General features: G+C 42.0%; 10 protein-coding genes. 9 read left to right on the top strand and 1 reads right to left on the bottom strand.

Annotated features, from left to right (window positions below; genetic code table 11):
- Positions 1-372: 372 nt before the first annotated feature.
- Complete coding sequence (locus BUQ87_RS03130) at positions 373-1,818, top strand: sodium:solute symporter family protein (RefSeq protein ID WP_038264800.1); 1,446 nt, start codon at positions 373-375, stop codon at positions 1,816-1,818.
- 77 nt (positions 1,819-1,895) lie between these two features.
- Here the strand turns inward: BUQ87_RS03130 and BUQ87_RS03125 are convergent, their stop codons facing one another.
- Positions 1,896-2,819, bottom strand: a complete 924-nt coding sequence (locus BUQ87_RS03125) for a DMT family transporter (protein WP_038264803.1) — start codon at positions 2,817-2,819, stop codon at positions 1,896-1,898.
- Between the two features lie 219 nt (positions 2,820-3,038).
- On the opposite strand from BUQ87_RS03125, the gene BUQ87_RS03120 reads away from it, so the two are divergent.
- The 8 genes from BUQ87_RS03120 to BUQ87_RS03085 all read left to right on the top strand — a co-directional run bounded on the left by BUQ87_RS03120 (position 3,039) and on the right by BUQ87_RS03085 (position 11,573).
- Entirely contained in the window at positions 3,039-4,655 is a 1,617-nt protein-coding gene (locus BUQ87_RS03120; RefSeq protein ID WP_038264806.1) for a putative manganese-dependent inorganic diphosphatase, read from the top strand.
- Positions 4,656-5,017: 362 nt separating this feature from the next.
- Positions 5,018-5,818, top strand: coding sequence for a hypothetical protein (locus tag BUQ87_RS03115; RefSeq protein ID WP_038264810.1), 801 nt, complete (start codon positions 5,018-5,020; stop codon positions 5,816-5,818).
- A 139-nt stretch (positions 5,819-5,957) separates the two neighbouring features.
- Positions 5,958-6,638 (top strand): response regulator transcription factor, encoded by a 681-nt coding sequence (locus BUQ87_RS03110; protein ID WP_038264812.1) that lies wholly within the window; start codon positions 5,958-5,960, stop codon positions 6,636-6,638.
- On the top strand, positions 6,635-8,515 hold the full coding sequence (locus BUQ87_RS03105) for a sensor histidine kinase (protein WP_052636114.1): 1,881 nt from the start codon (positions 6,635-6,637) through the stop codon (positions 8,513-8,515). The genes BUQ87_RS03110 and BUQ87_RS03105 overlap by 4 nt, the downstream gene beginning before the upstream one ends.
- Positions 8,516-8,637: 122 nt before the next feature.
- Positions 8,638-8,859: a YdbC family protein gene (locus BUQ87_RS03100; RefSeq protein WP_038264815.1), complete on the top strand. Its 222-nt coding sequence runs from the start codon at positions 8,638-8,640 to the stop codon at positions 8,857-8,859.
- Between the two features lie 45 nt (positions 8,860-8,904).
- A complete protein-coding gene (locus tag BUQ87_RS03095) occupies positions 8,905-9,363 on the top strand; it encodes a hypothetical protein (RefSeq protein WP_038264818.1) in 459 nt (152 codons plus the stop codon).
- 24 nt (positions 9,364-9,387) lie between these two features.
- Positions 9,388-10,077, top strand: a complete 690-nt coding sequence (locus BUQ87_RS03090; RefSeq protein WP_038264821.1) for a M48 family metallopeptidase — start codon at positions 9,388-9,390, stop codon at positions 10,075-10,077.
- A gap of 17 nt (positions 10,078-10,094) precedes the next feature.
- The gene (locus tag BUQ87_RS03085) at positions 10,095-11,573 is read left to right on the top strand and encodes a TIGR02677 family protein (RefSeq protein WP_038264824.1); all 1,479 of its coding nucleotides are present in this window, start codon (positions 10,095-10,097) and stop codon (positions 11,571-11,573) included.
- The last annotated feature ends 2 nt before the right edge of the window (positions 11,574-11,575 follow it).

The raw sequence follows: 11,575 nt of genomic DNA, 5'->3' as shown, positions 1-11,575 counted from the left end.
CCGGGTGGAATTCATATAAATACAACAAAAGCGACTGGAATGCGAGAAATTTCCAGTCGCTTTTGTTGTATTTATATGCAGAAACAAAGCTTGTTTTTCCAAAAAAGTAGACACATGTGTAAAAAAGTAGACATATTTATGCATTCGGCGAATTTGTTAAATGGTCGCTGGTTTTGGAAAGCAACGGCTTTGCTGAATTTTGAAAACTTGGCATGGTTATTGCATCAATAGAATAACAAACAAATAGAGATGAGGTGAATTAAATGGTTGAAGTTTTGGTTTCTGAAGTTTATCAAAAGCGGTGTTCCATACTTAAAACTAAAGGCGTTGCGGCGTGATATTTGAATTCAATATACAAAGGGAGGGTTAATTATGAGCATTCCATTCATCATAGTAATGCTTTATGTATTTGCGCTATTCGGGGTGTCGTGGTATTCTACAAAACTGGCTAAAAAAGGAAATGGAGGAGCGGAAGGCTTTTTACTGGCAGGCAGGGGCCTTCCAACGACAGTGATTGCCGTTATGATTGCAGGCTTAGCGGTAGGGGGAGCTTCAACTGTAGGCGTTGCGGAAAGTGCATATTCAAAAGGGATTGCGGCAGGCATGTATAACGCAGCCTGGGCTGCAGGCGCAATTGCCACAGGACTTGTAGTGGTTAAGAGGTTCAGGAATATGGCCATATCAACGGTTCCTGAACTATTGGGCAAATATTATGGCAAGACAGGAAAATTGATAGGGGTGATAGGCCAACTGGTTATTCAAATAACAGTCACATCTCTTCAATATGTTGCAGGGGGATCAATACTTACGGCACTGCTTCCAAACATATTCACATTTAAAACAGGAATGCTTGCTACGGCCATTGTTTTTGTTGGAATCAGTTTAATAGGGGGATTTTGGGCAGCGGGACTGAGCAATGTCATAAATGTCATAATGATATATGTCGGTCTTTGCATGGGTGCCATTTTTGCAATAAAAAATGTAGGTGGATTTTCGAATGTCGTCTCAGCATTAAACCAAAGGCCGGATGTACCATGGTTCAATCCCATATCCGGAGTGGGCTGGGCCCTTATTATAGCATGGTTTGTTGTCATGATAACCCAGTGCATGTCCAATCAGTCATGCGTTCAAATATCTTTTGCAGCCAAAGATGCCCAAACTGCCCAAAAAGGTTATATACTAGGCGGCTTGATAATACTTCCGGTGGGATTTTTGGCGGCTTTATTTGGAATTATTGCGGCAGTCCAGTTCCCGGGGCTTGAAAATCCGGCAATGGCCCTGCCGAAGGTTGTTATGAGCCTCAATCCGGTTATAGCGGGACTGACCCTTTCAGGACTGTGGGCTGCAGATGTATCGAGTGCCGTGGGACTTCTACTTGGAAGCGCCACGCTTGTGATCAACGACGTATGGAAGGTTTATGTAAAATCAGATTTGACCGAGAAGCAGGAGCTCATGTTCTCCCGTGTTATAGTATTGATTGTAAGCGTTATAACATATATACTTGCAAGCACCATAGTTGGAATACTGCAGACAATACTAATAGGATTGTCTCTAACGACGGCATTTACAATAATTGTACTGTTTACAATGTTTGCGCCAAGTCTTTGCAAAAAAAGCTCGGCCACATGGACACTGACGGCTGGAATAGCAGTGCTGGCACTGTGGGTGTTTGTTCCTTCAAGCCATATAGTGTCCCATCCGATATATCTGGAATGGCCTGTGTGCCTTGGTGCATTCCTGTTGTCGAGTGTGCTTGATAAAAATGCGGCGGATATTCCAGAAGACGCATTTGACAAAAAGACAACGGGAGTTGCTTGATGAGCTGTCTGCCTGAGTCGTTCATGCACGTGGGAAATTAATTATGTAAGACTAAAAAGCAGCCCGGGAACATCTTCTCAGGCTGCTTTTTTTGTTACAAATGTATTTTTAATATCGTCCTTGAAGGTTATTATGAATACTGCCGCTATTACAAGAATGCATCCGGCTATCTTTTGAGGAGTCACTTCTTCTCCTAGTACAAAATAGCTTGTGGCCATTGTTATTGCCGGCATTATGTTCATGTATGCCGAAGAGATGGCCACTCCAAGATGTTTTATGCCGAGTATGAAGGCATAGTAGGCAACTGCCGAGCCGAGCACTCCGACAAAGAGCACGTTCCCCGATAGAAAGAGCATTTGGGAGGCGCTGAAATTTGCATTTAAAATATGGGGCAGCTCAAATGCGGAAAGAGGAATTAGTACAATTACCGCAAACATGTTCTGGTATGCCAAAACTTTCATGTCGTCATATTTTGAAAGAAGATATTCAGTCTTGAAAGTATACGCTATCCAGGAGCATATTGCAAACAGCATTAGAATAACCCCGCTGAGCGCCGACGAAGAGGAATGGGAACGGCTTGCGCTTCCTATAACCAGGTAGACGCCGTATGTAGAAATCAAAAGAGATATGACAGCTAAAGGCTCAAGCTTGACTTTTTTAATGAAGCTTTCGCAAAACAACGTGATTATGGGGATAAGAGAGCAAAGAAGGCATGCCACAGATGCGCTTATAAACCTAAGCGAAAATGAAAACAGCACATAATATGCAAACATACCCAAAAGACCTGTTATAAAAAGAGGCTTGTAGTCGTGCTTTTCAACTTTCAAGTCTGCTTTTTTAAATGCCAGGAATAAAAACAGGGAGACCATAGCAACTGAAAACCTCAAAAACAGCGTACTCATTGCAGGCAGGTTTTCAAGCAGTACTTTCATAGACACAAAATTGACTGCAAATATTCCGGTACCAAGACCTGCAAAAACACTTCCGCGAATTTTATCCATAATGCCACCCCTTTGTGAAAAATAGTTAAAAAATAGATAATCATAATCATAATATACCATACAATCATGATTTTTAATATTGGAAAGTCAAAAATTAGAAATATATTCAAATATAACAATGCAAATTGATATTTTATAAACAATGATGAAAATACAAGGGCGATGATATATAATAGATAGGACTATATTTAAAGCGCGCTTATGATAGGGGGAAATATTTTGAGTATACTTGTATTTGGTCATAAAAATCCCGATACGGATTCTGTGGCATCTGCAATAGGGCTTTCGAGGCTTAAAAACAAACAAGGGGTAAAGTCAATGCCCTGTGTGCTCGATGAAATCGGAAGGGAAAGCCAGTACGTGCTTGACAGATTCGGGGTAGAGCGTCCGGACATTATAGATAACGTGAAAATCCAGATAAAGGATCTTGAATACGAAAAAACACAGGCCATAAGGAGCAATTCGTCTATAAGACATGCTTACAGGATTATGGAATCCCAAAACATAAAGATACTTCCCATAGTGGGTGAAGAATCAAAGCTTGAGGGGATAGTGACAATGAAGGACATAGCAATGGCCTTCATAAGGGGGAATCACTACCATATAGAAACTAATATGGACAACCTTATAAACGACCTTGATGCCAAGGTTTTAACGGACAGGGACGAAGGCGAGATAACAGGGGATGCGGTCATAGGGGCATTCTACCATGAAACACTCAAAAAGGTTAACCTTCTCGGGGAAAACAGTATAGTGATAGTGGGGGACAGATACGACATAATAGACATTGCAATACAAAGCGGAGTGAGGCTCATAGTTGTGACCGGGGGAAATGAGATTCCAAGTGAATATCTCCGTGCGGCGAATGAAAAGGGAATATCTATGATAGCGACTCCTTATGACACATATACGACCTCAAGGCTGATATCACAGTGCAATTACATATCGATTATAATGAAGTCGAAGGGCATAGTAAGCTTCAATGAAGAAGAATACCTTGACGATTTCAAGGAAGAGATAAAAAACAAAAGGCATTCGAACTACCCCATTGTCTCGGGAGTTGGTGCGTATCTTGGTTTTGTAAACAGAAGGCACATACTTACACCGGGAAGGAAAAAGGTAATACTTGTAGACCACAATGAATACGGCCAGAGTGCAAAAGGGCTGGAAGAGGCTCAGATAATGGAGATTGTGGACCACCACAAGATAGGCGACATATCAACGTCTATGCCGATATCATTTAGAAACATTCCGGTTGGAAGCACCTGTACAATAGTCTACGGCATGTATGAAGAGGCGGGCGTGGAAATTGACCGTCAGACCGCCGGGATACTGCTTTCCGGGATACTTTCAGACACTCTCATATTCAAGTCTCCAACCAGCACCCATGCAGACAAAAGGGCTGCGAAAAAGCTGAATGAGATACTGGATATTGACATTGAAGAATTTGCAATGGACATGTTCAAGGCAGGAACATCAATAGAGGGCAAGAGCATAGAGGACATATTCTACGGAGACTTCAAAGAGTTTGCAATAGAGGGACACAAGGTCGGCATATCCCAAGTGTTTACGCTGGACATAGACCAGATATCGAGCAAGCGAGGGAAATTCCTTGAATATATGGAGGGTGTGCACAAAGAGGAAGGAAGCAGCCTTACAATGATGCTTGTAACGGACATAATAAAAAACGGATCATATGTTATATTCGTGGAGGATGTGCCCATACTAAAGCACGTGCTTGGCGACATAGAGCAGGGGGACTTCATGAAAGGCGTGGTTTCCAGGAAAAAGCAGGTTATCCCTATGATATCCAGGGGGATAGGCATGCTGGGATAAAAGGGAGATTCAGATGCATAATAGGCTGATGACTTTTCGTTTTGAAATCTCCAGAATCTCATTCGGCTCTGAAAACTGGGAACCATTTGAAACTCGCTACAGCTCAGGCAGTCAAAGGTTCCAATCAGTTTCAGGCTGTACTTCGATTAGAGATTTTGCAAAACTTCACTAAAATCAGCCACTTATGTCATCTGAATCTCGTGATAGAAAAAGAATATAGCAGGAAAAAGAATGGAAAAAGCCTTTGGATATAAGGGCTTTATTTTTTACTCTAAAACTACAACTCATATACATAAAGAATACACATCTTTTTTATATAGTAGTCTCAAGAGGAAAACAAAAACAATATGGAGGCGATTTAAATGACTATGAAAAAGACCATGAAAAGAAATATGAGAAAATTTGCTGTAGGTGTAATGTGCGCAGCTATTCTAGCTTCAAATGCGATGCCGGCGTTTGCCGATTCTGCAGAACATGCTCAAAATTCGAAAAGCATCTGTATGGCAATTGAATGTGGCGATATGGACGACAATTCAGTTGGCTGCGTAGAGCTTTCAGAAATGAGCTTCAAGGATTTCATAGAGGGATTGGACGTGGAAGATGTGCCCAAAAGCGATATGGATGCCCTGGAAGATGAATACAACAAGGCGGTGAAGGCTGAAGAGTCACAGAACTATGAAGCGGCGGACGAGCACTGGGACGAGTTCGACAAGCTTTTTGACAAGCATGTGAAACTTGAAATGCCAAGCTTTAAGGAGTTCATGGAAGGGTTTGAGCTAGATGACATTTCGCAGGGAGACATGAAGGCTATGGAGAAGGCGTACAATGACGCGCTAGAGGCAGAAGAAGAGGGAGACTACGAGAAGGTAGACAAGAACTGGGACAAGTTTGACAAAATATTCGACAAATATGTTGATTACCAAATGATAAGCTTTGAAGAATTTATGGAGGAGCTTGACATTGAAGGGATATCAAAGGACGACATGAAGGCTATGGAGAAGGCATACAATGACGCATTAGAGGACGAAGAAGAGGGAGACTATGAGAAGGCAGACAAGAACTGGGAGGAGTTTGACGAAATATTTGACAAATATGTTGACTATGATATGACGGAGATTGACTATGGAGATTTTGATGAACTGGAAGGGTGTGATGGAAAGTAGAATCGCGCATTCCCGACACGAAATAGAATTGATTGGCATACGAAACTGCAAGGGAGACATATCCTCCCTTGCAGTTTTTGTATAAACAAGAAAAGTATGTGTTAAAATTAGTGTAAACGATTTGGAAAGGAAACTACATATGAACAAAACAGTACTTATTGTGGAGGATGAAAAGAGGATAAGGGAGATAGTATGCGATTATTTCTGCGCTGCGGGGTTTGAAACTATAAAGGCCCAGGACGGGCGAAAGGCAATTGAGGAATTTGAATCAAATCAGGTTGACCTTGTGATACTCGATATAATGATGCCGGAGCTGGATGGATGGTCGGTATGCAAGAGGCTCAGGAAAAAATCAAACGTTCCAATAATAATGCTTACGGCGAGAAGCGACGAAGATGACAAACTCATGGGGTTTGAACTTGGGGCCGACGAATACGTGACAAAGCCGTTCAGCCCAAAGGTTCTTGTGGCAAGATCAAAAGTACTTCTAAAGAGAGTGGAAGGAAGCATGGGAAAAAGTGAAAGCTGCATCGAGGCGGGAGTAATAGAGATAAGCAAGGATGCAATGCATGTTTTGGTGCAAGGAGCCGAGGTGGAGCTTACTCCAAAAGAATACGAGCTGCTTGTATACATGGTGGATAACAAGGGCATTGTACTTTCAAGAAAGGCCATTTTAGATAACGTATGGGGTTATGACTATTTCGGGGATGAAAGGGCTGTGGATACACATGTTAAAAAGCTCAGAAAAAAACTTGGAGAGAAATCCAACTACATAAGAACAATTACCAAAGCGGGATATAAATTCGAGGTGGTCGAATGAAAAAAAGCATAGTGGCAAAACTGTTTATAGTGACAACTGTTGCTTTTATGGCATTTTTAGCTTTTGAACTCGTAGTGCAGACTATATTTTTTGACAGTTTTTATGTGACAAGAAAGATAGAAAACACCGAAAAAAGCATGGATGAATTTGCAAATAGTTACATTGAAGGCAAGGGAGAACAGAAGCTTTTTAAAAGCGAAGTCAAACGTTTCAATGAAAACAACAATGCGGTAATAGCCGTTTCAGATGAAAAGGGTCAGCCAAAAACAAATGAGTTCTACGGAATTGACAGCAATACATCTTTAATAGTGGACGGTGAGGGAAAGGTTTATAATATAGACCTCATAGGACTTTACGATGCAATAAAAGATGACGAAGCCGGGTTTGAGAGCATTAAAGTCGGACAAACGCTGGCTGTCAAAGGGATTAATTATGATAGCGGCTTAGTCTACAGCAAGAATGACGGTGCACAAAGCAGTGTTGAAAGCTATAATGAAGACGAACAGCCGTGGATTGAGCCCTACTACATTAAAATAGGTGGGTTTGAATACAATGATGGATATGTGCTTGATGAAGTGACGGAAAATGCAGAAGTCTTGGGCGTCGATGGAATCATTCCTAGAACGATTGATATAGAAGGCGAGATAGTATATCTTCAAAGCGATGTGCTTTATGAAGAATATGGAGAGGTTGCGGATTACAAGTACTGGATGCTTCTGGATGAGATAGATGCATGGTTTTATGAAAGTGCAGCACCGGCAAAAAGTAATGGAATTCACAGATACAGTTTCACTGATGAAATGACTGGCAACGAGAACATGGTGTTTGTAAAAAAGATTGCTCCTGAAGGAGGGGGGACTGAATACCTGTTTGCTATGATAACGCTCCAGCAGGTGGACGAGGCTATTGTCGTATTAAAGGACTACTATGTATACATGTTTTTTGCTGCCATTATATTCATACTTATACTTTCGTATTTTTACACTAGAGTCATAACAAGGCCCCTTATAGTGCTCAACGACACAGCAGGCAAGATGGCGCAGCTTGACTTCAGCGTGAAATGCAACATAAAAAGCTCTGATGAAATGGGTTCGCTGGCAGATAGCTTGAACAACATGTCGGCAAGGCTCAGAGCCACTTTGGGTGAGCTTGAAAGGGCGAATGAAGAACTCCAGGCGGACATAGACGCAAAGACAAGGCAGGAAAAGGCGAGAAAGGATTTCATCGCAAGCGCATCCCACGAGCTCAAGACGCCTCTTAGCATAATAAAAAGCTATGCAGAGGGGATCAAGGACGGAATATACAGTGAAAAAAGCGAATACTACCTCGATGTAATAGTGGACGAGATAGATAAGATGAACGCCATGGTGTTTGAAATGCTCGAGATATCAAAGATAGAGTCGGAAAAAATAGAAATTGAAAAAAGTGATTTTTGTATTGAAGATATGATGTTGAGGGTGCATGAAAAGCTCAGATGCATGGCGGACGAAAAGAATATGCAGGTCATTATGGATGTGAGCCGCGTCAGGGTGCATGCAGATGAAAAGAGGATAAAGCAGGTCATTATAAATCTGTACAGTAACGCAATAAGGTATTCTCCGGTGGGTGAAAGCATCTGCATTTCAACAGAGCAGACCTCGGGCGGAATGGTTTTTTCAATAGAAAACACCGGGGCCCACATACCCAAAGAGCATATGGACAGGATATGGGAAGGATTTTACCGGGTTGAAAAATCGAGAAGCCGTGAGCTTGGAGGAAGCGGGCTTGGGCTTTTTATAGTCAAGAACATACTTGAGCAGCACGAAAGTGAGTTCGGGGTAGAGAACACTGAAAAAGGGGTGAAATTCTGGTTTGAGGTAGAACGGGTTGAAGAGTAGATGTTTTATTTTGCAGGAGTCAGATGTGGAAAAGAGAATGTATATATGGTAAGTTATAGATATAAAAAGCGTATCTACGATAAAAAACAAATAAGAGGGTTAAAGGGATAGGAGAGAATGAAATGGCAGGCATAAAATACGAAATAGAAGAGCAAATAGGAGTGGTTTCGGAATCGTCGAAGGGCTGGACAAAGGAGCTGAATCTCATAAGCTGGAATGAAAGAGAGGCCAAGTACGATTTGAGGGACTGGGCTCCGGAACACGAAAAGATGGGTAAGGGCATAACGATGAGCAGGGAAGAGCTTAAAAAGCTCAGAGACATTCTCAACGACATGGATCTGTAGATGCTTTTGCAGGCAATAGGATAAAAGAGAGGCAGATATAAATTTATGAGACTTACAGATTTTGGAAGAGATGAAAAAGAGGTTTTAACTGAAGGAATAAACCTATTAAAAGGCGCCAACGAGATACTGAAATATTCATATGAGACGTGCAGCAAGATAGGAATAAAGGAAGAGTACACATTCGACGAGCTGGACAGGTTTGAGGCTCTTACAAGCAGGTTTTCGAGGGCGAGCGACATACTGATCCAAAAGGTTTTCAGGCGTATAGACATAATAGAACTTGAAGGCAGCGGAACCGTAATAGACAGGATAAACAGGGCGGAAAAAAGGAATATAGTAGAAGATGCGGAAAAGCTGAAAAAGATAAGAAGGCTTAGAAATGACATCGCTCATGAATATTTGCCTGAGGTTGTAAGTGGAATATTCAAGGAAGTTTTGAGGATGACAGCGATTCTTATAGGCGACATAGAAAAAACCATTGAATACGCATCTGCACTGCAGTAGTGAGACGGGAAATGGAAGTGAATCATGGACTACACTGTAAAGTATAGAAGGCGAAAGACCATAGAACTGAGAATAGACAGAAATGGAGAAATAACAGTAATAGCCCCTTTGGGATACCCCAAAAGGGCTATTGTTGAATTTGTGTACTCAAAAGAGAATTGGGTGAATGGGAAGCTTGAAAAGATAATGGAGTGCAATTCCAAAAAAGATGAATATGCAAATTCCATTAAAAACGGCGGGAAGATATGGATACTTGGCAAAAGGCATGGCATAAGTGTTGAAATCATAAAAGGTGATGGAATTAAAGAGTGCGTAAATATTGAAAACGGCATGGTGACCATAAAAAGCAGATCAAGGACCAAAGCCGTACTAAAAACTCATATGGAAAACCACCTGAGGGAAATGGCAAGAAGCATAATGGCGGAGCGGATAAGCTTTTATGAGCAGCATATTCCCGCAAGGCACAATTCATTCAGAATAAAAAACCAAAAGACAATATGGGGAAGCTGCAGCGCCAAGAGGAATCTCAATTTCAATTTTAGGCTTGTAATGGCGCCTGTAGAGATACTAGACTATGTGGTTGTACACGAGCTTTGCCATATTGTCCATATGGACCATTCCGCTGTATTCTGGAATCTTGTGGGTAGCATAATTTCGGACTATAATGAAAGAAGACACTGGCTCAGGGAGAATGGGCCAATGCTGGAAATTTAATTGGATGTGATAAAATTATGGAAATAGGGGAAAAGCTTTTAAAGCAGCTTACGGAGGCAAAGTACCTCTGCGTTGAAAACTCATGGAGGTATAGGAGCATAATAAGGTTTTTCTACATTGAATATGAAAAGATGAACTATTGGCTATACAAGGAGGACGTGCTGGAAGCGCTTATCAGCAGCGAAAGGTTCAAGGACTACACTGTGGAGCAGTGCAGGCAGGATCTTGACGCTCTTTGCGAATGGGGCAATCTCGTGCCCGTTCAGGACACGTCCAAGGCCATGACAATAGAGGAGTTTAAGAATAAGCAGTTCAGGTATCAGCTCTCGCCATACAGCGTGGAGATAGAGAGGATGGTCATAAGGCTTGAAAACCTGAAGGTGGAAAATGCTTCGCTTGAGCCAACTCTGCTTGAAAGGCTCAAAATGGAAATTGAAAAATTTGAAATGATGAGCGACAAGACTCCTCAGCAGGTAGGGATATGGTGGAACAATCTGAATGAGGATTTCAAAAGGCTCAACCAGAACTACCAGGACTATATACGCGAGCTTTGCAGCATAAGGGCAGAAGAGCTTATGAAAAGCAGGGAGTTTTTGATATTCAAGGACAAGTTTATAGAGTATATAAGAAGCTTTGTAAAAGGCCTTCAGACCAATTCGTATGCAATAGAATCGGTACTTAAAAGCGTAGGAGGAGAGTGTGAAAGGGCTGTGTTCGACAAGGTGATCGAGTACGAAATGTCCATTCCGAGGATAGAAAACATTGCCACGGAACAGGAGATGATGGAGAGCATATCGGGAAGGTGGCACAGCATAAAGAGGTGGTTTCTGGGGCAGGGAGCTCACGAGAGCGAGGCGTCGAGACTTTTTGAGACCACAAACGACATAATCAGGAAGATAACCAGGTTTGCATGCCAGATAATAGATACAAAAAACAGTCTGGCAAACAGAAAAGAGGAGTACAAGAAACTTGCTGAAATGTTCGTCTCGTGCAATGACATAGATGATGCACATAAGATATCGTCTCTCGTGTTCGGCCTGTTTTCGACAAGGCACATAAGGGGTGATATAGAAAGGCAGAGCGAGAGCACGAGCAGCAGTGTGTATGACGAAGAGGCACTGGAAGTCACTATAAAGCCTAGGGTGAGGACATTCAGGGAAAAGTTGGTTAGAAATGCAATATCCGAAAATGAAGACAGAAAAAGGGTAATGAGGGAGAAAATAATGGCCCAAAGGCTCCAGGAGGCTGAAATACTCAGGGAAATTGTAAATGGAAACGAGATAGATTTTGAAAGTATTGGCAATATAGAGCCGCACATAAGAAACACTCTTTTGAAATGGGTGGCCAAGGGGAACTCCTCGAAAAACAGGAGGGCGAAAACTGACGAAGGGGCTTCATTTGAGCTTGTCTATCCGGCAGACGGCAGAAAGTGCACTCTCGAGTGCAGCGACGGAAAGTTTATCACGCCTGCCTACAAAATAAGGTTTGAGGGGTGAAG

The organism is Peptoclostridium litorale DSM 5388 (genome assembly GCF_900141635.1).
Taxonomy (GTDB): domain Bacteria; phylum Bacillota; class Clostridia; order Peptostreptococcales; family Peptostreptococcaceae; genus Peptoclostridium; species Peptoclostridium litorale.
Note: the sequence above shows the minus strand (reverse complement) of the source record. Positions and strands in the feature narration are given on the sequence as shown.

Coding starts and splice junctions, on each gene's coding strand:
- BUQ87_RS03130 (WP_038264800.1), top strand. CDS start 373: ATGAGCATTCCATTCATCATAGTAATGCTTTATGTATTTGCGCTATTC.
- BUQ87_RS03125 (WP_038264803.1), bottom strand. CDS start 2,819: ATGGATAAAATTCGCGGAAGTGTTTTTGCAGGTCTTGGTACCGGAATA.
- BUQ87_RS03115 (WP_038264810.1), top strand. CDS start 5,018: ATGACTATGAAAAAGACCATGAAAAGAAATATGAGAAAATTTGCTGTA.
- BUQ87_RS03110 (WP_038264812.1), top strand. CDS start 5,958: ATGAACAAAACAGTACTTATTGTGGAGGATGAAAAGAGGATAAGGGAG.
- BUQ87_RS03105 (WP_052636114.1), top strand. CDS start 6,635: ATGAAAAAAAGCATAGTGGCAAAACTGTTTATAGTGACAACTGTTGCT.
- BUQ87_RS03100 (WP_038264815.1), top strand. CDS start 8,638: ATGGCAGGCATAAAATACGAAATAGAAGAGCAAATAGGAGTGGTTTCG.
- BUQ87_RS03095 (WP_038264818.1), top strand. CDS start 8,905: ATGAGACTTACAGATTTTGGAAGAGATGAAAAAGAGGTTTTAACTGAA.
- BUQ87_RS03090 (WP_038264821.1), top strand. CDS start 9,388: ATGGACTACACTGTAAAGTATAGAAGGCGAAAGACCATAGAACTGAGA.
- BUQ87_RS03085 (WP_038264824.1), top strand. CDS start 10,095: ATGGAAATAGGGGAAAAGCTTTTAAAGCAGCTTACGGAGGCAAAGTAC.